Genomic DNA, 22,798 nt, shown 5'->3' with positions numbered 1-22,798 from the left:
TCACCTGCCCAGGCGGATCCGGGCATAAAAATCGGCATAAAAAAGACCCGCACCGGCGAACCGGTGCGGGTCTTCATTTGTGCGCCCAAAGGGATTCGAACCCCTGACCTTCTGTTCCGTAGACAGACGCTCTATCCAGCTGAGCTATGGGCGCATTTCGCGTGATTCTCGGCGGTCTGTTTCTCTGACCCCCTCGAACCTCAATAAACTTTACAGAAGTTCATGAGAAGTTCCAAATCGAAAAGCTGTAATCTGCGCAACTAGACCGGTCTACGTGACCTTAGTCACTTAAATCGACCTTTTAGCAACCCTTCCCCTTGATTTCTAGCGGTTTTTGCTTTTAGACCACGCGGATGTCCGATGTCTGACAGCGGATTGGTCTGGTCCGCGGCCCCTATCGTTTAGGACACACCACTGAACCCGAGGAAGGGAACCGCAATGGGCGATCTGGCGCGACTGCCGCTGCTTGAGAAGGCACCTACTACGCATGCACGCCTGCTGGCCTGGGTTGAGGAAGTTGCCGAGCTGACTCAGCCGGACCGCATCCACTGGGTTGATGGCAGCGAAGCAGAAAACAAGAAACTCACCGACGAACTCGTTGAGGCCGGCACGCTTCAGCGGCTGAACCCGGAAACGTTCCCGAATTCCTTCGCGGCGTTCTCCGACCCCGCTGACGTTGCCCGCGTGGAAGAGCAGACCTTCATCTGCTCCGAGAACGAGCGCGATGCAGGCTTCACCAACAACTGGATGGCTCCGGCCGAGATGAAGCAGAAGCTGCGCGGACTCTTCGCCGGCTCCATGCGCGGCCGCACCATGTACGTCATTCCCTTCGTGATGGGTCACCTGGATGCTGAGGATCCGAAGTTTGGCGTCGAGATCACCGACTCCGCCTACGTTGTTGCCTCCATGCGTATCATGGCCCGTATCGGCACGGACGTCCTGGACCGCATCACCCAGACCGACGCCTTCTTCGTGCCCGCCCTCCACTCACTGGGCGCACCGCTGGAAGCCGGCCAGGCCGACGTCGCATGGCCGTGCAACACCGACAAGTGGATTGTGCACTTCCCTGAAGAGCGCTCCATTTGGTCTTTCGGCTCCGGCTACGGTGGAAACGCCCTCCTGGGCAAGAAGTGCTACGCGCTGCGCATCGCCTCGGTGATGGCACGCGACGAGGGCTGGCTTGCCGAGCACATGCTCATTCTCAAGCTGACCTCCCCCGAGCAGAAGACCTACTACGTCTCCGCTGCCTTCCCGTCCGCTTGCGGTAAGACCAACCTCGCGTTGCTGGACCCCACCATCAAGGGCTGGAAAGTTGAGACCCTGGGCGACGACATCACGTGGATGCGCTTCGGTAAGGAAGGCGAACTCCGCGCCGTCAACCCCGAGGCAGGACTCTTCGGCGTCGCACCGGGAACCGGCTGGGGCACCAACCCCAACGCCATGCGCGCCATCGCCAAGGGAAACAGCATCTTCACCAACGTCGCCTTGACCGATGACGGTGGCGTCTGGTGGGAAGGCATGACCGAGGAGACTCCGGCACACCTGACCGACTGGCGCGGTGAGTCCTGGACTCCGGACTCCGACGCCCCGGCCGCGCACCCGAACTCCCGCTTCTGCACGCCGATCGACCAGATCGACATGCTGGCCGAGGAATACTTCAGCCCCGAAGGCGTGGAACTGTCCGCGATCCTCTTCGGCGGCCGCCGCAAGACAACCATCCCGCTGGTCACCGAGGCCCGCGACTGGTCCAACGGCATCTTCATGGGTTCCACGTTGTCCTCGGAAACCACGGCTGCTGCCGCCGGTGCCGTTGGCGTAGTCCGCCGCGATCCCATGGCGATGCTTCCGTTCATCGGCTACGACGCGGGTGACTACCTGAACCACTGGGTAAACCTGTCCGCCAAGGCCAACCCGGAGCGTCTGCCCAAGATCTTCCTGGTCAACTGGTTCCGTCGCACGGCTGAGGGCGGATTCGCCTGGCCTGGCTTCGGCGACAATGCCCGCGTCCTCAAGTGGGCTATCGAGCGCCTCGAGGGCAAGGCTGACGCTGTGGAAACTCCGATCGGCTTTGTTCCGACCGGCGAGTCCATCGACCTCGAAGGCCTGGACATGACCCCGGCTGAGGTTGAGTCGGCTGTTCGCGTCGACCCCGAAGAATGGGCAACCGAGCTGGCGTCCATCGAGGAATGGTTCGCCAACTTCGGCGAGTCCCTCCCGGCGGCACTGCAGTCCGAGCTGGACGGTCTCAAGACCCGTCTGGGCTAGACCCCTTAGGAACAACGGCGTTCTTAAGTGAACGACGACGGCCCGTCACCTTTCGATGAAAAGGTGGCGGGCCGCCGTCGTTCCTTGCCTTAGTTGGCGAGCCAAACGTCAGGACCGAAAACTTCGTAGTGGATTCGAGTGGCTGGAATCCCGGCGCTGATGGCTTCGTCCCGGATCTTCTTCATGAAGGGGAGCGGCCCGCACAGGTACAGCGAGGCATGTGCGGGCAGGTCCACTTCGCGCAGTGACATGAAGCCTTCCTTAGAGCCATGCTGGGGATTTTCCAGCCACAACTGCAGCTCGGCGTTGATTTTCACGGCGTCGGCTGTCATCTGGTCGCTCAGTGCCCAGTTCTCCATGGCCTTGTCAGCATGAAGGACTAGAACTTTGCGGCGCGTGCCGGATTCCGCGAGGGAGCGCAGGATCGACGCCGTGGGCGTGCAGCCAATACCCGCGGAAGCCAGGATGACGGGACCATCCCCTTCCCTGAGGGTGATCTCGCCGTAAGGGTTCGAGATCTCCAGAATGTCGCCAGGTTCGACGCCGGCGTGCAGGGCGGTGGACACCTCACCGCCGTCGTTGAGCTTGGTGGTGAACACGCGGCTGTTGCCGGCGGTGCTCGAGAGCGAATACTGGCGAACCTGACGGAAGCCGTCCGGAAGTTGGACTTTGACGCTCACGTACTGACCGGGCTTTGCGTCTGTGACGGGGGTTTGGTCCGCGGGCTCCAACGTGAAGGTCATGGCGTCCGTGCCTGCTGGTTGCTTGGCGGTGACACGCCACGGAATCCACAATTTGCTGTTCGCCTGCGAGGCGTACAAGTCCTTTTCGAGCTTGATCAGGGCGTCGGCCATGAGCCAGTAGACCTCAGTCCACGCTTCGGCGATTTCCGGGGTGATGACTTCAGCGAGGTCAGCTGCAATGGCGGCAAAGAGATGCTCATGGACCACGCCGTACTGCTCCTCCGTGATTCCCAGGGAAGCGTGCTTGTGCGCAATGCGGGACAGGACCTTTTCCGGGAGCGTGTCCGGATTATTCACCAAGTGTGAGGCGAAAGCGGCGATGCTTCCGGCAAGTGCGCGCTGCTGATCACCTGAACGCTGGTTGGAGCGGCTGAAGAGTCCGTCGAGCAACTCCGGGTGAGCGGCGAAGAGCCGGCTGTAGAAATCTGCGGTGATGGCGCCGATCCGCGAACCGACCAGGGGGAGGGTGGCTTCGATAATGGGGCGGGACTTTTCCGAGAGCATGGTTCTCCTGGGTGTAGGTGCCGGACCTGCTTGGCCGGGAAATCAACGGCGATGATCTGCTCGCTAAATATCAGCATTTGAAATGCTTGTATTTACATCTCAATTTCTACACCCTGTAGAAGAGTTGTGCAAACTGGAGGAAGGCCGGCTAAGCCAGCCGCGCCGATGCCCTGAATTCCGGCCGGAGCCCGATGGATTGGAACACTGGGTTCATCTGGCGGGCATGGGGGAGTGAGGAGATGACCACGGAATCCAGCTCGCGGTAGAAGGCTTCCCTGGCGCGGTTCATTGCGTGGCGCAGCCCGCATTCAGTGATGAGCGGGCAATCCTTGGTGGGAGACTGGCACTCGGCTGGATCCTGCCGGCTGTCCAAGTGGCGCAGCACCTCGCCCACAGTGGCGCGTCGCCCGGAATCATTGAGCCGCGAACCGCCCAGCCGCCCACGTTCAACGTCGATGTAGCCCAACGCGCGCAGGCGAACCATCGCCTTGCTGACATGGTTATACGGTGTCCCCACGGCATCGGCCACCGCCTGGGTGGTCAGCAACGTGCCCTCAGGAGACGCAGCCAACACCATGATGGCGCGGAGGCTAACGTCTGCGAACGCGTTTATCTTCATGGGATCAGCTCACGGAGTAGGGGTCTAGTCCACCCAGATGGATGGCTCGTGGGTATCGGGTTCCATGGCAGCGAAGGTGAAACCATCGGCTGCTGGAACGTAGGGGATGATTGCGGCCCTGACACCGCCATCGCGATGCTCCGCTGCGCCGTGAATGCCGTCTGAGCCGTGTTCCGGCAGCGTGACGTCGCTGACGATTGCTATGGCTCGGAAATCGTCACGGCCTTGGCGAATCAGTTCGTGGAGGTCAGCCAGCATCTGCCCCGCATCTACCTGACCGTCTTCGTCTGGTTCGCCTGGAGTAACCATCACTATCCGGAGCTCGCCGTCGTTGGACAGGGTGATGCCGAAAGGAAAGAAGCCACCATTCTGTTGGATGTGCTCCTGCGCTGTCCCCAGGCCGGTCCCCAACGTTTCGCGGAGCTCACGGTCTTCAACTGATTCGCCCGGGATTGTCTCCGCGGCTGTCGGATCCGTCATACCCGCCAGCCCTATGCCCGGACCAGTGCGAGGACGCGGTCGCGGATCTTTTCCATGGTGGGCTGGTCCTTGGCTTCTGCGTTCAGGCGCAGGAAGGGCTCGGTGTTGGAGGGGCGCAGATTGAACCACCAGCTGCCGTCCTTCGCGGTGAAGGTGCTGCCGTCCATGTGGTCGATGTCGATGTCTTCGTTTTCGAAGTCCACGCGCACCCGCTCGACGGCGCCAACTTTGTCCTCGATCTCGGAGTTAATCTCACCGGAGGAGACGTAGGGCTCGTACTGGAGGCCCAGTTCGGAGAGCGGTCCGTCCTGCTCGCCAAGGGCGGCAAGGACGTGCATGGCAGCGAGCATTCCGGTGTCGGCGTTCCAGAAATCGCGGAAGTAGAAGTGGGCGGAGTGCTCACCGCCGAAGACGGCGCCTTCTTCGGCCATAACAGCCTTGATGAAGGAATGGCCCACGCGGGTCCGCACGGCACGGCCGCCGTCCTTCGCTACGAGCTCCGGCACTGCCTTGGAGGTCAGGAGGTTGTGGATGATCACAGGCGTTGCTTCACCTGCGGCCTGTGCGCGGGCGATCTCCCGGCGGGCCACCATTCCCGTGATGGCGGAAGGGGAAACGGGCTGGCCTTTTTCGTCAATGACGAAGCAGCGGTCAGCGTCGCCGTCGAACGCCAGTCCGATGTCCGCGCCGTGCTTGATGACAGCAGCCTGCAGGTCCCGCAGGTTTTCCGGCTCCAAGGGGTTGGCCGGGTGGTTGGGGAACGAGCCGTCCAGTTCAAAGTAGAGAGGAATGATATTGAACGGCAGCGCTGGGAGCAGCTTGTCGCCGAGGACCGCGGGGGTGGTCAGGCCGGCCATGCCATTGCCGGCGTCAACGACGATCTTCAACGGACGGGAGCCGGACAGATCCACCAGCTTGCGCAGGTACTCGGAGTAATCCTTCAAGACGTCATGGACGCCGATCTCGCCGCGGGTAGCCGCTGCCGGGATGGTGCCTGAGTTCAGGTACTGCTCGGCGAGGGCCTGGATTTCTTTGAGGCCGGATTCCGAGGAGATGGGCTGGGCGCCGGCCTTGGCCATCTTGATGCCGTTGTATTCGGCCGGGTTGTGGCTTGCTGTGAACGTTGCACCGGCGGCATTCAGGGCGCCGCAGGCGTAGTAGAGCTCATCGGTGGAGATCAGGTCCAGCAGTTGGACGTTGGCTCCGCGGGTAGCTGCACCGTTGGCAAAGGCCTGGCTGAACTCCGGCGATGAGGGACGCATGTCCCCGCCAACAAGGACCGTCTCGCCTTCGAGGCCCAGGACGTCGATGAAGGCAGCCCCCACGGCCTCGACGATTTCAGCCGTGATGGATTCACCCACGATGCCCCTGACGTCATACGCCTTGAAGGATGCCGAGAGGTCGAATGTCTTGTTCTGCTCGCTAGTCACGCGCTCAATCCTACTGTGGCAACGCAATTGGGCATGAACCGGGCTATGGGTTATGTGGATAATCGCTGTCCACATAGCAGGGTCTGCGGGTTATGGCTGTCAGGGGCGGCTGGAATACTGGGGTGATGGCCAACAACTCCCCGAACTTTGCCGTTTCCGTGCAATCGCCTACCGAAGAGCAGGCCCTGGCGTGCCTGCGTGAGTTGGTGGGGCACCCCGAAGCCCGGTTCCACGACGGACAATATGAGGCCATTGAGGCGTTGGTGGATGCGGGCCGCAGGGCGTTGGTGGTCCAGCGCACGGGCTGGGGAAAGTCTGCAGTCTACTTCGTGGCGTCGTTGCTGTTGCGCCGGCGGGGAGCCGGGCCCACTCTCATCGTTTCTCCGCTGCTCGCGCTCATGCGGGACCAGGTGGCTGCGGCTGCCCGGGCAGGCGTACGGGCAGTAGCCATCAACTCGGCCAATGCCCTCGAATGGGACACCGTCCTGGCCCAACTGGCCGCAGACGAGGTTGATGTCCTCCTGGTGTCACCCGAGCGGCTCACCAACCCGTCCTTCCGGGAGAACCAGCTTCCGGAGCTCATCCGTCGGACAGGGCTCCTTGTTATTGACGAGGCCCACTGCATTTCGGACTGGGGACATGACTTCCGGCCCGACTACCGGCGCATCGCTGACCTCATTGCCCAACTGCCGGCATCGGTACCCGTCCTGGCCACCACGGCCACCGCCAATTCCCGTGTGGTCCATGACATCGAGGAACAACTCGGTGCCGGAGTGCTCACCATCCGTGGAGCACTGGGACGGGAATCCTTGCGTTTGGGCGTCCTGACACTGCCCGATTCACGCGACCGCCTGGGATGGCTGCTGACCCACTTGGCGAACATGCCCGGCAGCGGCATTATCTACACGCTGACCGTTTCCGCGGCCGAGGACACCGCGCGGCTCCTGGCAGAAGCCGGTCACAACGTCCTGTCCTACACGGGGCGGACAGACCCCGCAGACCGGGAACGCGCTGAACAACTTTTGAAGGACAACGAAGTGAAGGCCCTCGTGGCCACCTCAGCCTTGGGGATGGGATTCGACAAGCCGGACCTGGGATTCGTCATCCATCTGGGCGCGCCGTCTTCGCCCGTGGCCTATTATCAGCAGGTTGGCCGCGCAGGACGAGGAGCAGCGAACGCAGACGTTTTGCTGCTTCCCGGCTCAGAGGACCGTGAGATCTGGCAGTACTTCGCCACTGCTTCCATGCCTTCGGCCGAGAAGGCCGATGCCGTTCTGAGCGTCCTCGGGGATGCGGGTGCGGCGTTGTCTACCGTGGCACTGGAAGCCAGGGTAGACCTCCGGCGCACCCCCTTGGAGCTTCTTCTTAAGGTCCTGGCCGTTGACGGAGCAGTAGAACGGGTTGGTGGCGGGTGGCGATCAACAGGGCGGCCATGGATCTACGACGCCGAGCGCTACGCCCGCATCGCCGAAGCCCGGGTGGATGAGCAGGACTCCATGGTCATCTACCAGGACACTGCCGGCTGCCGCATGGAGTACATCACCTCGGTCCTGGACGACGAAACAGCAGCAGCCTGTGGACGCTGCGACAACTGCGCCGGCCGATGGTTCCCCGTGGACGTGGCTGCCGCGGCCGCCGACGCAGCGGGCCAGACCCTCCGGCGCGCGGGAATAGCCGTGGAACCGCGCCTCCAATGGCCCAGTGGCATGGACCGGCTCGGGGTAGCGGTCAAGGGAAAGATCAAGCCGGACCAAAGTGTTTCCGAAGGCCGGGTCCTTGCCAGGCTCACGGACTTGGGGTGGGGCGGTGCGCTCCGCGAGCTGTTCGCTGCGGGGGCGCCGGACCAAGCGGTAGACCCGGCAATGTTGCAGGCCTGTGTTCAAGTCCTGCGCGAATGGTCCGGTGCCGACGGTGGAACTCCGTGGAGCGGAGTTGGCCGTCCGGCAGCAGTTGTCAGCATTCCCTCGAGGAGTAAACCGCAGGTGGTGGAGTCGTTGGCACAGGGAATAGCCGGAATTGGACGCATGCCATACCTGGGGCAGCTGCAGCCCCAACACGGAGGACCGACGGGTGCCCGCGGGGGAAACAGTGCCTACAGGCTTGCCGGCGTCTGGGACAGGCTTGTAGTGGGTCCGGAACTTGCCCAGGCGCTGGCGGGTATCGGCGGCCAGCCGGTGCTGCTGGTGGACGACCTCGTTGACAGCCGGTGGACCATGACCATCTCTTCGCTGGCCTTGCGTCAGGCAGGAGTGGGCGCCGTTCTGCCCCTCGCGCTGGCCCAAGCAGGGTAGAAGCGGGGTACGCCGGGTACAACAACGCAGGGTAGGAGACTGGGCAGAACCACGTCATGTTGTGATCGCTCCCACGCGTCGTCTATAGGATCGAGCAAACACGCCTGCTGCATGCTGCGGGCCACCAGCCAGAACTTGGACCGGAGCCATGAGCACAAACCCCAGCACCACGGACGTCGATGCGGCCAACGAATCCAGCTGGCGTCCGCGCCTGGCACTGCTGGTGGCCGCAACATTCTTCATGGAGTTCCTGGACGGGACCATCCTCACCACAGCCATTCCCAGCATCGCTTCCGATTTCCGGGTGGCTCCGGCGGACATCAACATCACCATGACTGCCTATCTGGTGACGGTCGCCATGGGCATCCCGCTCAGCAGTTGGCTGGCTGAGCGGTTCGGCGCTCGCAGGATCTTCTGTCTTGCCATTTCAGTGTTCACCATCGCTTCCCTGCTGTGCGCAGTGAGCACCGACCTGACGATGCTGACGCTCAGCCGGGTAGCTCAGGGTATGGGCGGCGCCATGATGGTTCCCGTGGGCACGCTGGTGGTGTTGCGAGGCACCCCGAAGTCCGAGCTTCTCCGGGCCACCGCGTATCTGGTGTGGCCTGGCTTGCTGGCGCCGGTCCTGGCCCCAATGGTGGGCGGAGCCCTCACCACCTTCCTGTCCTGGCATTGGATCTTCCTCATCAACGTACCCTTGGGCCTGGCTGCGTTCATTGCCGCGCTGAGGCTGGTTCCGCGGACGCAGTTCGATTCCAAGCGCTGCCTTGACTGGTTCGGGCTCCTGCTGACCACTCTCGGTGTGGGCGCGTTGGTGGTGGGATTGGAAACCCTGGGTGGCCATGCCTCCAACGTGCTTGCCGTTGTGGTGGTGAGTGCCGGCGTGCTGTCCCTGGCCGGCGCTGTCTGGTGGATGAGTAAGGCAAGAGTGCCGCTGTTCAACCTCAGTGTCTTCGGGACCAGAACGTTCCGGGCGACGTCCACCGGCGGTTTCATTTACCGGCTGACCATCAGTTCAGTCCCCTTCCTGCTGCCCCTGATGTTCCAGGATGGCTTTGGCTGGGATCCTCTGAAGGCTGGTGTGATGGTCGCAGCGGTCTTTGTGGGCAACATCGGGATCAAGCCGGCCACCACGCCCCTGATCAGGCGTTTTGGATTCAAGCCCGTACTTGTCTTTGCCTCGTTCGCGTCGGCCGTGACGTTCGGGTTGTGCGCCTTCCTCGACGCCCAAACACCAGAGCCTCTGATCTTTGCCTTGCTGCTGTTCAGCGGTGCTTTCCGATCCATCGGATTCTCCGCCTATGCCTCCGTGCAATACGCAGACATCGTCCCGGCACAGTTGCCCTCGGCCAACGCGATCTCGGCAACACTTGTTCAGTTGGCGGCCGCGGCGGGGATCGCGGTGGGTGCCCTGTTCCTGCGCCTGTTTGAGAGCACCCATCTCTTGGGGGCGGACCAGGTGGCGGCCTACAAGGGGGCGTTCATCGCCATGGCTGTGCTCATGCTGATCAGCACTGTGGACAGCCTGATGCTTCACCGGCACGCCGGAGCTGAAGTCAGCGGTGGAGTGAAGCGCACTTAAACGCAAAAGGTCCCGGTTCGAAAACCGGGACCAATTCGCGGAGACGGGGGGATTTGAACCCCCGGTGGAGTTGTGCCCCACACTTCATTAGCAGTGAAGCCCATTCGGCCGCTCTGGCACGTCTCCAATTGCTATTGCTAGCCCACCAAGGATACGCAGAACCTACGGCCCAGCGCAAAACGCAGCTATTCTCCCGCCCATTTCGATGCTTCGCTGCGGGATGAGCCGTTCGCACGGGCGTCCACGCAGGGAACCATCGAATCGGAGCCCGGGAGAATTCGGAGCCCGGGACAAACCGGAGCCCAGCAGAACCTGTCAGTTGCTCCCGGCCAGTGAACGCCACAGGAAGTGGTTGCTCCTGGCCTGCAGTGCGGCGGCCTGCCTGTTGTCCGATGCTCCGGCATGTCCGCCCTCAAGGGCCTCGTGGAACCAGACGTTGCGGATGCCCATGGCCTGCATGCGGGCCGCCATCTTGCGTGCCTGGACGGGTCCCACACGGTCATCGGACGTGGCAGTCCAGATGAAGGTCTCCGGATAATCCACGCCGTCGTGGAGCAGGTGGTACGGCGAGAAGGTGCTGATGAACTCCCACTGGGAAGGAACATCGGGGTCACCGTATTCGGCAATCCACGAATACCCTGCGGAAAGCCTGATGTAGCGGCGCATGTCCAGGAGGGGTACCCCGCAGGAAACAGCGCCGAAGAGCTCGGGGTACTGGGTGAGCATGTTGCCCACCAGGAGGCCGCCGTTGGAGCCGCCTACGCAGCCCAACCGGCGTCGGCTGGTCACTCCACGGGAGATCAGGTCCTTGGCCACCGCAGCGAAGTCCTCGTAGGCGCGGTGCCGGTTTTCCTGCAGGGCGGCGCGGTGCCAGGCCGGGCCGTATTCGCCGCCGCCGCGGATGTTGGCCACAACGTAGACGCCACCTCGTGAGTGTGACTCTGTGCCGTCGTCGGACGCGGCGCCCAGAGTGCGGCGTTCCAGCCAGGCCCGTCCTACCGACCCGCTGTAAGCGGGCGTGCGGGAGATTTCGAAGCCCCCGTATCCGGAGAGCTGGGTGGGGTTCTGGCCGTCAAGAACCAGATCCTTGGATGCCACTTGGAAGTACGGAACCTTGGTGCCGTCAGCAGAGACGGCGAAGTGCTGTTGGACCTCGTACCCGGCTTCGTTGAAGAACGACGGCGATCGCTTCACCACTGCGTGCTGGCTGGCCACGCCGCTGGACTGCTCATCCGGATCGCGGCCCAACGTTCCCCGTGTCAGGGTGGTGGGCGTGGTGAAACCGGTTGCGACCAGCCAGAAGTCGTTGCCGGCAGGGCCCAGGTCCTCGTCGTCCACGGCGTACGCATTGACGTCGTGCAAGGGAGGGCAGGCGTCCAGCACGGTAGATGCCCATCCGCCGTCAGGATCGGGAACGGACGGATCCAGCACCCGGATCTCGGAGGACACATCCCGGAGGAGGTTCAGCAGCAGGTAGTCCTTGGTCCAGCTCCAGGACTGCAGGGAGGTGTGGGCGTCGGGGGCAAACAGCACCAGCAATGACCTGGTCCCGGCCAGGTAAGAGTCGAAGCCGGCGGCCAGCAAGGAGCCTGCAGGGTGGACAACGCCGTCAACTTCCCAGTCCTTCTGCGGACGGAACAGCAGCCAGTCACGGTGGGCGCTGATGTTCACGTCCGTGGGAACGTCGATGGCCACCCACGAATCCTCGCGGAGCAGCCAGGTGCTCCGGTTGTAGAAGTCGATGTAATCAACAGCGAAAGTACGCTCGAATCCGGGCGTCGAATCGTGGGCCACCATGGCCAGCATGTGGTCCTCGGGGATTTCGAAGAGCCGTTCAGCGTCGGCAAGGGATTGGCCGCGGCGAAGCTTCACGCCCGTCCGTGCGTAGGAGGAGCTGGTGGCGGGCAGACCTTCGGCAGTGCTGGACACCAGCAGGGTGTCGGCGTCGAGCCAGCTGACGTTGCCCTTTGCAGTGGGAAGGTCGAAGCCGCCGTCCACAAAGGTGCGGGATTCGACGTCGAACTCGCGGTGGCGGTCAGCGTCGCCGCCGTCGGGGGAGAGCGAAACCATGGCGAGGCGGTATTCGTTGCCGTCCGAAGGGCGGAGGAATCCTGCGCCGTGGAAAACCCATTCAACACCTTCGGCGGCGGCGAGTTCATCGATGTCCAGCAGCACGTCCCAGACGGGTTCGTCGGAGAGATAGCTGTCCCACGAAGTCCGGCGCCAGAGCCCTTTGGGGTGGTCCTGGTCCTTCCAGAAGTTGTAGTAGTAGTCTCCGCGCTTGTTGACCATGGCGATGCGGTCAGTTGAATCGAGGACCTCCAGGATGCCGGCCTCGACGGCCTCGTACTCGGCATCCTGCAGCAAATCCTCGGTGCGCGCGTTCTGTTCGCGGACCCACGCCAGCTGTTCCTCGCCGTGGATGTCTTCGAGCCATACGTTTTCATCCGTGGGTTCGGGCGCGACGTCCGCTGCGTGGCGCGGCCCGGAGGCCGTCGCGGTGTCATTCCGGCGAAGGGGCGTCTGATCAGCTTCTGTGGTGGTCATGGCCCCATCCAAGCAACAGTGTTCAACGGTAAGCAAGTCACGCAGAAGTTAGGCTTGAGCGTGGCTACATCCCAAACCAACCGTGTTGCCCTGCTGGGGGCAGGCCCTCGGGGCACCAGCGTCCTTGAGCGGTTGCTCGCGAATTGGGCGGCGGAGCGCGTTGAAGGCAGCACGCTGCGTATTGACGTCGTGGACCCTTACCCGGCGGGTTCAGGCCACGTGTGGCAGCCGGAGCAGTCACGCCTCTATTTGATGAACACTCAGTCGTTTTACCCGACGCTTATCCCCGAGGACCCCAGGCTCGCACCGCCGCTGGCGGGTGGTTCGTTCGATCAATGGCGCGAGGCCCGGCGTCGTGATGGCGTGGGACTCAACGACGCCGAAAAGGCAGAGCTGGCGACGCTCGAGTCAGATAACTTCCCCAGCCGTGCGCTCTACGGCCGCTACTTGCGCCAAACCCTGGAAGGGTTGCTGGAACGGCTGCCCGATGGCGTCGAGGTCGCCTTCCACCGGACGCTCGCCGTTGCTGCGCGTCCCGCTGCGGACGGGTTCGACGTCGAACTCGCCAGCGGCGCGACGCTCACCGTCGGTTCCGTGGTCCTGGCGCTGGGCCACATCGAGTCGCGGTTGAATCCCGAGCAGCGGTCCTTTAAGAGGGCGGCCGATGAGCAGGGTTTGCTGTATTTCCCTCCGGCGCCACCGGCGGACGTGAACTGGCAGGGTGTGCCGGACAATGAGCCCGTGCTGGTCCGGGGCATGGGTTTGAATTTCTTCGACGTCATGGGCCAACTCACGGAAGGTCGCGGCGGAAAGTTCGTTGAGGCAGGCTCGCCGGGGGCAGGTGTCCTGGAGTACCGGGCGTCGGGTCGGGAGCCCAGGATTATCGCTGCCTCCCGCCGTGGCACGCCCTACCGGGCCAAGGCAGGGCTGGCAGGCTACTACCCCAGCAGCATCACCATGCGTTACTTGACCGAGGACGCCGTGGACCGGTTCCGGGCGGCCGGAATCCAACCCGGCTTCGATCACGACCTCTGGCCCCTCCTGCACCGCGACGCGCTGTGGGCCTACTATTCCACCCTGGCCCGGTCCCAACCCGCGGCCATCAAGGACCCGGCGCAGTTCCTTGCGGATCTGGAGGACGCCCTCCAACCACATGCGCATACCACCGCGAAATGGGAAAGCGATGTGGGAGACCTTGTTGAAAAGCACGTCGTCGCCTCCCGCCGGCTGAATCTCCGTGGCCTTGCCGCGCCGCTGGCCGGCCGGTCCTTCGCATCCCGGCGTGAGCTGGATGCGGCCATCACGGCGTACCTGGATGATGATGCGCGGCGATCGGCTTTGGGCGAAGCGGACCCCGTCAAGATGGCCATTGGTGCCCTCCATACCGGCCGGGCAATCCTCAAATCCGTGGTGGCTGACGGTGGTATCACCGACGAATCGTGGCTGGCAGGGCTGCGCGGCTGGTTCGAATCCTTCGTCGAAGGTCTGGCCAGCGGGGCGCCTGCGCTGCGTTCGGAACAGCTGGCCGCTTTGGCTCGTGCCGGCGTCGTAAGTTTTGTTGGACCGGACCCGAAATTCAGTGTGGACCGGGGCGCCAAGGTGTTCCGGGCCGTTTCGCCGTGGGTGGATGATGCGCCCGTTGAAGCCCGGACTTTGATTGAGGCGATGTCTCCCGCCAACCGCGTGGGCATCAACCTCTCGCCGTTGCTGGAGCAGCTCATGGCGGACGGGCTGGTGCGAACCAAGATCATGATGGGTGCCGAGGGCACGCCGATGCAGACCACTGGTCTGGATGTTGAACCGCACCCGTACCGGCCCTTGGCGGCCAACGGATCGGTCACCGAAAGAATGTACGTTCTGGGTCTTCAGTTGTCCGCCTCGCAGTGGGGAACAGCCATTGCTGCGGAAGCGAAACCCCGCACCGGGCCAGCCTACGCCAGCGGACAGCGGACCCTCCGCGATGCTGATGAGATTGCCCGTAGCATTCTGGCGCGGTAGCTCCACGGGGTTGCGGACCTGCCCCGCCTTCGTTACTGTGTGAGCTGCATCACCCCGTAGGTGGTGCGCGCTTTTGATCCGCGGCGGGAGAGTCCTGCCGGTACATCCCTTCAGGCGCCGTAGGAGCAAATCCTCCCCAGGAATCTCTCAGGCCCATGTACCGCCGCGACGAGGCAACTCTGGAAAGCAGCCCGGAACGCCGGGCTCACCGAAGGTGCAAGCAGGTCCATGCCTGCGGAAACTCTCAGGTCCATCTACAGAGCGGGGAGGAACCCGAATCTTGTGGCACCCTGTGCCGCCTGAACGATGGAGTTCCTTTGACGATTCAGCGCCCACCTTCCACTGGTAACGATTCACCGCATCTTGAGCGTCAGCTCAGCAACCGCCACATCCAGCTCATCGCCATCGGCGGAGCAATTGGAACAGGCCTCTTCATGGGTTCCGGCAAGACCATTTCCGCGGCCGGACCCTCCGTCATTTTCGTGTACATGATCATCGGCTTCATGCTGTTCTTCGTCATGCGTGCCATGGGCGAACTGCTGTTGTCCAACCTGAACTACAAGTCCTTCAGCGACTTCGCGGCAGACCTCCTGGGTCCTTGGGCCGGCTTCTTCACCGGCTGGACGTATTGGTTCTGCTGGGTGATTACTGGCATCGCGGACGTCATTGCGATCGCCGGCTACTCGCAGGAACTGTGGCCCTCGCTGCCGCTGTGGGTGCCGGGCCTGATCACCATCGGCATCCTTCTGCTCCTGAACCTGGCCACGGTGAAAGCATTCGGGGAGACCGAGTTCTGGTTTGCCCTCATCAAGATCGTGGCCATCGCGGCGCTCATCATCGTTGGCCTGTTCATGATTTTCAGCGGCTTCCAGTCCGAGGCCGGACCGGCCAGCTTCACCAACCTGTGGAGCCATGGCGGTTTCTTCCCCAACGAGTTCATGGGCTTTGTTGCCGGCTTCCAGATTGCCGTCTTCGCCTTCGTGGGCATCGAACTGGTGGGCACCACCGCTGCCGAGGCCAAGGATCCGGAGAAGAACCTGCCCAAGGCCATCAACTCGATTCCCATCCGCGTGCTCCTCTTCTACGTAGGTGCCCTCATCATCCTGATGTCGGTCACCCCTTGGACCCAGTTCGCTGCCGGACACAGCCCCTTCATCGCCATGTTCTCGCTGGCCGGCCTGGGGGCGGCAGCAACCATCGTCAACCTGGTGGTGCTGACGTCCGCCATGTCGTCGGCCAACTCGGGGATTTACTCCACGTCCCGCATGGTGTTCGGACTCGCCCAGGAAGGCGACGCTCCCAAGGTGTTCGGCGCCCTCTCCGGACGCAAAGTACCCCGCAATGCCCTGTTCCTGTCCTGCGTGCTGTTGCTGTCCGGCGTCGTCCTCATGTATGCCGGCCAGGACGTCGGCAAGGCCTTCGACATGGTGACCACGGTGTCTGCTGTGTGCTTCGTCTTCGTGTGGTCGATCATCCTGGCCAGCTATCTGGCTTTCCGGAAGCGTCGCCCGCACCTGCATGATTCTTCGGCGTTCAAGATGCCCGGTGGCGTGGTGATGGTGTGGGTGGTGTTCGCGTTCTTTGCCTTCGTGCTCTGGGCGCTGACCACCCAACCGGACACGTTGACGGCGCTCCTGGCTACGCCAGTGTGGTTCGTGATCCTTGGAGTCGCCTGGCTGATCCTCCGCCGCCGTCCGGCGCACCTGGCGCGGTACGCCGCCTTCCAAGCGGAGCTCAAGCGTGACGCCGACAGGGTCCGGGAGCCGGAACCCGCGAACAAGTAACTGTTCCCCACAGCACAAGCAGGGCCCCTCACGAAGGAACATCGTGAGGGGCCCTGCCCTGTTATGTCACAGTGAGGCTAATTAGCCCCTCAAGCATTTCTGGTACTCCAACCATGCGAAGGCGTACCGCAGCCAGCCCACGATGTCGTACCACTTGGACGGCTTCACCGGGGGAGTGCACTGCGGCGGGTTCGGGCCGCTTTCAGCCACCTTCACCAGGGCCTTCACCACCGTCCCGGATTCGACGGCGGTCAGCACCAGGGTGCCCGTGCCTGCAGAGGCCGCTGCGGGAACCTTGAGGTTCACCGTGGCCGCACCAGCTGTGACCGGGACGGAACCCAGTGCAACAGCCGCGCCCTTGCTGTCTACGAAGACGGCATTGAGCGATGCGTTTACCGGGCTTCCGATGGAGGTCAGGTTGAGCTTGGAGACGGCCAGCGTGATGGACTCTCCGGGCTTGACCTCAGCCGCCGTGGAGTTGGCCACGGCAACGGAACGGCGCGCGAAGTCCGGGGACACGGGCTTGTGCGCCTGCAGGTACTTGATCCACGCGTCGCGGTCCACCAGGCCGGTGTCCTTGGTGTTGCTGCCTTCTTTGAAGACCCGGAAGTTGTCACCGCCGGTAGCAAGGAAGCTGAAGGTGCCGATCCTGTACTGCCTGGCTGGATCAATCACTGCACCGTTGACCCAGATGCCGGTGATCCGGTCACCCGACGGGCGTGCGGCGTCGTAGGTGTAGTTGACGTTCTTGGATAGCCCCAGTTGCTGGTACGGGCGGCTGGGAACGGTGCCGTCCGGGTTGGTCTGCCACTGCTGCTCCAAGAGCGTCTTGACCTGCGCGCCCGTCAGGGACGTGGTCCAGAGGTTGTTCACGAACGGCAGGACCGCGTTGGCCTCGGCGTACGTGATAGTCCCGTCCGGTGCGTAGTAGAGCTCGTTGCGAAGGCCGCCGGGGTTGACGACGCCGATCTCCGCCGCTCCCAGTTCAGGCGCCTTGAGCGTGTCAACCAGAGAGTCCGCCACGAGGTTGCCCAGGGTGGACTCGCTCGCGCGGTCGTCCCGCTTGGGGGCGCCGCCGGCGGGGTCCGGGGTAAAGGCTGTAGTGATATCAGCCGTCACTGCACCCACCGGCTGGTTGCCGATCTCTGCAGCCTGTGCGAGGGCCCTGTCCACGATCGTCTTCACTGCCGCCACCCGCGGGTAGGCAGCAACAAGGCTTTCGGCGGTCTCGGTGGTCCGGTCCACCACGGCGGCCTTGTAGGCAGTCACTGTTTTGCTTGCCGTGTCCACCGTAAGGGTCACGCTGCCCACGTTCTCGCCATAGTTGCCGGTCTGGACGATGGGCCGGGTCTTGCCGGTGGGCTGGCCGATGGCATCAAGAATCGGGGCGTCCCAGGCGTACTCCTTATGGGTGTGCCCGGTGAAGATCGCGGCGACGTCAGGAGTGGTTTGGTTGACGAGCTTTGCGAACGGCCCACCGGCAGCGACTTCCTGCTCCAACGTGGCACCCTCGGGGGTGCCGGAAGCGGCGCCGTCGTGGTTTTCCACAATGATGAGGTCGGCCAGGTTTTCAGCCTTGATCTTCGCGGCCACCCGGTTGATGGCCTCCACAGGATCGCCGAACTCAAGGTCGGTAATTCCGGCCGGGGTTACCAATGACGGAACTTCCTGGGTGACGGTACCGATCACGGCTACCCGCATGCCGTTCATGTCCAGGACCTTGTACTCAGGCAGGACAGGAGTGGTGGTGCCCTTCTGGTAAACGTTGGCACCCAGGTAGGCGAACTTCGCGTTGCTCCCGCCGGCAACAACGCGATCCCGCAGGTCCGCCCAGCCGCCGTCGAACTCGTGGTTGCCCACAGCGGAGGCCTTCAGTTCCAGCGCGTTCAGGACGTCAATGGTGGGCTGGTCCTTCGCCACGGAGGATGCGAACAGCGAAGCGCCGATGTTGTCGCCGGCGGAGATGAAAGCGGTAGCGCCAGGGGCGGCGGCCGCACGGAGCTTCTCCACGGTGCCCGCGAAGAGCACCGTGTTGGAGTCGATCCGGCCATGGAAGTCGTTGATGCCCAGGAACTGCAGGTCAACAGTGGCCGGTGCGTCGGGAGCCAGGTTCAAGCCCACCACCACGGGATCGTGGTCGCTGGCACGGAACTCGTCCGCGGCATAGTAGTTGGTCACATTGTTGTTATACCTGCTGTATTCCAGCGCCACGGACTCCACGGAGTTGATGTTCCAGATGTCGGTTCCGGTCACCACTTTGTGGGCTGCGGGTGAGGCCAGGATGTGGTCCAGGGAACCCACCATGCCACCAAACAGGTAAGAGTGCTTGCCGGTACCCACTTCCAGGTCCGTGTAGCCGGCGCCCGTGAGGACGTTGATGGGATCTTCCTTGGAGTAGGCGTTGAAGTCACCGATCAGGAAGACCTTGTCCGTTCCCTTCGAAGCTTGAAGGTCCTTGGAGAAGGCCAGCAGCGATTCGGTCTGCTTGGTGCGGGCAATGTTCGAGGCGCCCTGACCCTTGTCCGTGTCATCCGGTGTTGCAGCGGAGCCCTTGGACTTGAAGTGGTTCACGATCGCGATGAACTTCTTGTCATCGTTCCCGCCCACCGGCTTGAAAACCTGGGCCAGCGGCTTGCGGGCACTTGCGAAAGCCACGGTGTCGTTGTGGATGATGGACTCGCCCACGGGCTCGGCCACAGCCTTCTTGTAGATGAACGCCGTACGGATCATGTCTTCATCGCTCAACGGGGGAGCGTTTGCGGGGGTCCGCACGTAGTCCCAAACACCAGGCGTCTTGACGTTGAGTGCTTCCACCAGCTTGGACAAGGCGTCGTCGCGGTTCTTCCCGAACTGGGCCGAGTTCTCGATCTCCTCAAGGGAAACGACGTCGGCGCCGGACTTGGTGATGGCGGCCACGATCTTGCTCTGCTGGCGCTCAAAATTCTCTGCGTTGGCAGCGCCGCGGGCGTTGCAGCCCTCCTTGACCGTAATCGGGTTGCCGTCGCGATCGGTGTAGAAGACGCACCCGGCCAGTTGGTCGCCGGTGGTGGGGAAGTAATTCAGCACGTTGAAGGAAGCCAGCTTGAGACTGCCCCCAACGTCAGCGGGACCCTCTGGCCGGGAAGCGGTGAAGCGTGCGGGCTGGACAGTTTCAGCGTTGCTGGGGCTCAGCGCCGTGAGGGGCTGGAACTTCCACGAGTTGTTGCCGTAGCCCAGGATGACATCGGTCCGGAACGTCGCGGGCGAGCCCACGCGAACGGGGTCCGACTGTGTCAGATAGGGCAACTGCTGGGCTTTGGTGGTGGCGTCCTTGAGGAAGTTCGTGGAGGCGCCGTCGTCGAGCTTGATCCCGCGCAGCGCGTTGTCAGCAACCACCGCGGCGTACTCCGGCGAGCCGTAGGAGGCTACCGCCGTCGGCTGAACCAAAGGCGAGGTACCGGCCGCCAGACCGATCTCACCGTACTGGTTCAGGGAGTAGTTGTCCGTGACCGTGAAGTCACCCTGAGGCGCAACGAGCATGCCTTCGAGGCTTTCACGTGCGGCCTCGTTGGCCGGCAAAGTGAACGGGGTGGACTTGACCTCGGGCGCGGCCTCGGTGAGCTTCTTGAACCCGGCAGCCTCGACAGTGAGCTGCGTTTGGTTGGCGAACTCGCTGACAGCACCGGTGAGTTCCACATAGTCGCCTGGCTGGACCGTTCCCGACGTCGTGGGTGAATAGACGAACACAGCGTCCGACGCCGTCCTGGCCGCCCCGGAGGTATCGCCGCCGCTTCCGGGGGTCTGGATGTAGTAACCGTTGAAGCCGCCGGTTGCGTAGACGGCAGTGACCTTGCCGCGTGTTGTCACGGTACTTCCGACGAACGGGCTGGCCGTACCGGTTCCCTGGATTTCGGCGATGGCCTTGACGCCGGGCTCCGGCTCAGGATCGATGGGCGGGGTTACGCCGCCGGACGGTGTGGGGGTGATGGTGGCGCTGAGACTGAAGTCGGCGGCGTTGGAGTCTGTGTCTGCGCCGTTGGTGCGGTTGAGGCTTTTCACGTCCGCGTTGCCCGTCGGTGCCGTGGCAACGGCCGTCTCAAACGTGTTGGAGGTGCCGTATCCCAGGAGGTCGGCGATGGCAGCGTTGCCCGTTACTGAACCTGCAGGGAGCGGCGAAACCGCCGTGCCCTGTTTGGCCAGGATGAGGGTGCCGGTGGTGCCGCTGGGGTTCAGTGTGCCGGTTGCCTGGACATCGGGTGTCGGCAGCGCCGGCGCAGTGGAGGTTCCGCTGTTGGTGGCCCCTTGAACAAGGAAGTAGCCCTTGGCGGGGATGCTTCCGTTCAGGGGCGTGATGCCGGTGGGGGCCGCGGTAGCCGTACCGGAGCGGTACTGCAAAGACCATCCGGCCAGGCTGACCGGCGCGTCCGAGGAGTTGTACAGCTCCACGAACTTGTTCTTGAAGGCGGCGCCGCTGCTGCCACCGCTGAGGTAGGCCTCGTTGATCACCACCGGCGAGGTGCCTGCCAGCGTGGCGGGCTGGTCCGCCGCCATGGCCGGAACAGCTGTCAGCGGGGCTGCGAGCAACCCGGCTGACAGGACTGTTCCCGCTAATAGTTTCCAGTGTTGTTGGTGCATCCGCTCTAACTTTCATTAGGGAGCCCTGTGGGGCCCTGTGGACGACGCCCACTCTCTTGTGAAGTGGACGCTGTTCCGGAAGTTACTCCGGTGTAAACCTGTAGCTGGGGCATAGCTGAACACGATGGAATGAATGGGAGGTGGACCGGTGGTGGCCGCAGGGTTCCGGCAAGGCCGGGGCTACCTGGCCGCGCCCTTAAGTGTTCCGGTGATGGAGGCGCCGGAAGTCCCTCCCGCAAGGCAAACGATCTCGCGGTCCCCGGCCGACCACGTTTCCCGGGAGGGATGGAAATACATCATTTCCAGCACGGATTCATCGAAGGCTTTGCCCACGAACGTGGCGAACTCGGCCACACAGTATTCCTCGGATCGGGTCACCAGGGCGGAGTCGCCGGGGTACGACGAATCCTCCAGGTCCTTGGTGGCAAATGCTTCGAGATCGTGGCCCTGATCGCACGGAATGACGGACACGTTGCGGAATTGCTCACCCTTCGGTTGCGCAATGCAGTCGCCGATTTTCACCTTGAAGACGTCCGCCACTGAAGACTCTGTGGGCTTGCCGGATTCGTCACGTTTGGCATCGCCACTGCTGATGAGGGAGCAACCCGCCAGTGCAATGGACACACAGCACAGCGCAGCGGCAGCCCTCAAGCTTTTTGAAAGGTGGAGCATTCTGGTCCTCATTCCCAGAAGGACCACAGTAAGCCGGACGAAGAGCCGGTCCTGTGATCAACAACGAGGGACCGGACAGGAGCCGCCGCCGGCAGATCCCCCAACGCCGGCAACGAGCGGATCCGTGCGGCCGCCCCTGGGTGGGAGGCGGCCGGACGTGACCCGGATTCGTGAAAGTCTAAGCCGTCTGGCCCAAGTCCTGGATCACCTTGAAGACTGCGCCAGTGGGATCCGACAGAGTGGCCAGGCGCCCGAACGGTGTGTCCTCTGCTGGCTGCATAACAGTTGCGCCCAACGCTGTGGCTTGCTCCACGGTTGCGTCCGTGTCCTCTACCGCGAAGTAGACGCTCCACATGGATGGCACTTGCTCGGGCAGGAAACCGGAGGCATCCATAATGCCGGCTTTGGCGTCGTCGCCCGCGCCCAGAGTGGTGTAGCGGAATTCCGGAGTGTCGCTCATGACGTCCGTGTTCCAGCCGAAGACCTTCTGATAAAAGCCGACGGCAGACTCATAGTCCTTGGAAAGAAGTTCGTGCCACGCGGGTGCGCCGGGTTCAGCGGCGACTTCGAAGCCCTTCATGTCACCAAACTGCCAGGCGCCGATGGAGGCCCCGGAGGAGTCGCCGTACATTGCCATGCTGCCTTGCTCGGGAACCTCCATGGGCTCCAGGTAAACCTGGCCGCCGTTGGCGGCAGCTGCCGCAGTGGTCGCCTGGATATCGTCCGTGCGCAGGTAGGTGGACCAGATATCCGGCATGGCACCCATGTCAGCCTGCTTCGCCATGATGCCGGCAACCATCCGGCCATCCTTGGAGGCGGTGATGTAACCGCCGTACTTTTCCTCGTCCCCGGTCTGGTACGTCCACCCGAATAGTGCAGTGTAGAAAGCCTTGGCCTTCTCAGTATCGGACGTCATCAGATCAATCCAGCACGGTGCGCCGGGGGTGATTTCAGGCGTGGGCATAGGTCAGGCTCCTGTGGTTGTTCCGCGGTGAAAGCCACGGCTGATGTCAGTGGTGTGGAGACAGACAGAACACTATGCGGGGGGTCTGACACTTTCAATGATCTTCCGGGTGTCAGTTCTCAGTTCCGCGGAGGGGCGCGGTCTGCGGACACAAAAATGCCCCGGGTCCTGGAACCCGGGGCATCTCTTTGGCGGAAGGTAAGGGATTTGAACCCTTGGTACGGGGTTACCGCACACTGGTTTTCAAGACCAGCTCCTTAGGCCGCTCGGACAACCTTCCTCGCCTAGTAGTGTTTCATAGGGAG

The 22,798-nt window shown here is 63.0% G+C and carries 13 protein-coding genes, 3 tRNA genes and 1 riboswitch; of the genes, 5 read left to right on the top strand and 11 right to left on the bottom strand.

Annotation, left to right across the window (positions count from 1 at the left end; translation table 11 throughout):
- Window positions 1-80: 80 nt before the first annotated feature.
- Window positions 81-154 (bottom strand) — tRNA-Arg (locus BMY91_RS19645).
- 284 nt (window positions 155-438) lie between these two features.
- Here BMY91_RS19645 and BMY91_RS19640 point away from each other — a divergent pair.
- Window positions 439-2,265 carry a phosphoenolpyruvate carboxykinase (GTP) gene (locus BMY91_RS19640; RefSeq protein ID WP_090824994.1) on the top strand — a complete coding sequence of 609 codons (1,827 nt, stop codon included), beginning with the start codon at window positions 439-441 and terminating at the stop codon, window positions 2,263-2,265.
- An 89-nt stretch (window positions 2,266-2,354) separates the two neighbouring features.
- On the opposite strand, the gene BMY91_RS19635 is transcribed toward BMY91_RS19640, so the two are convergent.
- The 4 genes from BMY91_RS19635 to BMY91_RS19620 all read right to left on the bottom strand — a co-directional run bounded on the left by BMY91_RS19635 (window position 2,355) and on the right by BMY91_RS19620 (window position 6,041).
- Window positions 2,355-3,512, bottom strand: coding sequence for a globin domain-containing protein (locus tag BMY91_RS19635; RefSeq protein WP_090824993.1), 1,158 nt, complete (start codon window positions 3,510-3,512; stop codon window positions 2,355-2,357).
- Between the two features lie 148 nt (window positions 3,513-3,660).
- Window positions 3,661-4,131 (bottom strand): RrF2 family transcriptional regulator, encoded by a 471-nt coding sequence (locus tag BMY91_RS19630; protein ID WP_090824991.1) that lies wholly within the window; start codon window positions 4,129-4,131, stop codon window positions 3,661-3,663.
- Between the two features lie 24 nt (window positions 4,132-4,155).
- Window positions 4,156-4,611, bottom strand: coding sequence for a hypothetical protein (locus BMY91_RS19625; protein ID WP_090824990.1), 456 nt, complete (start codon window positions 4,609-4,611; stop codon window positions 4,156-4,158).
- A gap of 11 nt (window positions 4,612-4,622) precedes the next feature.
- Window positions 4,623-6,041, bottom strand: a complete 1,419-nt coding sequence (locus BMY91_RS19620; RefSeq protein ID WP_090824988.1) for a phosphomannomutase/phosphoglucomutase — start codon at window positions 6,039-6,041, stop codon at window positions 4,623-4,625.
- Window positions 6,042-6,166: 125 nt separating this feature from the next.
- Between BMY91_RS19620 and BMY91_RS19615 the strand changes: the two genes are divergently transcribed.
- Window positions 6,167-8,332, top strand: a complete 2,166-nt coding sequence (locus BMY91_RS19615) for a RecQ family ATP-dependent DNA helicase (protein ID WP_090824986.1) — start codon at window positions 6,167-6,169, stop codon at window positions 8,330-8,332.
- A 148-nt stretch (window positions 8,333-8,480) separates the two neighbouring features.
- A complete protein-coding gene (locus BMY91_RS19610) occupies window positions 8,481-9,914 on the top strand; it encodes an MFS transporter (RefSeq protein ID WP_090824984.1) in 1,434 nt (477 codons plus the stop codon).
- Between the two features lie 38 nt (window positions 9,915-9,952).
- Here BMY91_RS19610 and BMY91_RS19605 read toward each other — a convergent pair.
- Both BMY91_RS19605 and BMY91_RS19600 read right to left on the bottom strand, forming a co-directional pair.
- Window positions 9,953-10,040 (bottom strand) — tRNA-Ser (locus BMY91_RS19605).
- A gap of 189 nt (window positions 10,041-10,229) precedes the next feature.
- Window positions 10,230-12,461 (bottom strand): prolyl oligopeptidase family serine peptidase, encoded by a 2,232-nt coding sequence (locus tag BMY91_RS19600; RefSeq protein WP_090824982.1) that lies wholly within the window; start codon window positions 12,459-12,461, stop codon window positions 10,230-10,232.
- A gap of 60 nt (window positions 12,462-12,521) precedes the next feature.
- On the opposite strand from BMY91_RS19600, the gene BMY91_RS19595 reads away from it, so the two are divergent.
- Window positions 12,522-14,459, top strand: coding sequence for an FAD/NAD(P)-binding protein (locus BMY91_RS19595; RefSeq protein ID WP_090825088.1), 1,938 nt, complete (start codon window positions 12,522-12,524; stop codon window positions 14,457-14,459).
- Window positions 14,460-14,533: 74 nt separating this feature from the next.
- A riboswitch (glycine riboswitch) is annotated at window positions 14,534-14,632 on the top strand.
- Between the two features lie 144 nt (window positions 14,633-14,776).
- Window positions 14,777-16,243: a D-serine/D-alanine/glycine transporter gene (gene cycA / locus BMY91_RS19590; protein WP_090824981.1), complete on the top strand. Its 1,467-nt coding sequence runs from the start codon at window positions 14,777-14,779 to the stop codon at window positions 16,241-16,243.
- An 81-nt stretch (window positions 16,244-16,324) separates the two neighbouring features.
- On the opposite strand, the gene BMY91_RS19585 is transcribed toward cycA, so the two are convergent.
- The 4 genes from BMY91_RS19585 to BMY91_RS19570 all read right to left on the bottom strand — a co-directional run bounded on the left by BMY91_RS19585 (window position 16,325) and on the right by BMY91_RS19570 (window position 22,773).
- Window positions 16,325-20,857 (bottom strand): ExeM/NucH family extracellular endonuclease, encoded by a 4,533-nt coding sequence (locus BMY91_RS19585; protein ID WP_090824979.1) that lies wholly within the window; start codon window positions 20,855-20,857, stop codon window positions 16,325-16,327.
- A gap of 180 nt (window positions 20,858-21,037) precedes the next feature.
- The gene (locus BMY91_RS19580; protein WP_177179967.1) at window positions 21,038-21,481 is read right to left on the bottom strand and encodes a septum formation family protein; all 444 of its coding nucleotides are present in this window, start codon (window positions 21,479-21,481) and stop codon (window positions 21,038-21,040) included.
- Window positions 21,482-21,707: 226 nt separating this feature from the next.
- A complete protein-coding gene (locus BMY91_RS19575; protein WP_090824975.1) occupies window positions 21,708-22,493 on the bottom strand; it encodes a VOC family protein in 786 nt (261 codons plus the stop codon).
- A 189-nt stretch (window positions 22,494-22,682) separates the two neighbouring features.
- Window positions 22,683-22,773, bottom strand: a tRNA-Ser gene (locus BMY91_RS19570).
- Window positions 22,774-22,798: the final 25 nt, after the last annotated feature.

Origin of the sequence: Arthrobacter sp. yr096 (genome assembly GCF_900108925.1) — a bacterium.
Lineage (GTDB): Bacteria > Actinomycetota > Actinomycetes > Actinomycetales > Micrococcaceae > Arthrobacter.
Note: the sequence above shows the minus strand (reverse complement) of the source record. Positions and strands in the feature narration are given on the sequence as shown.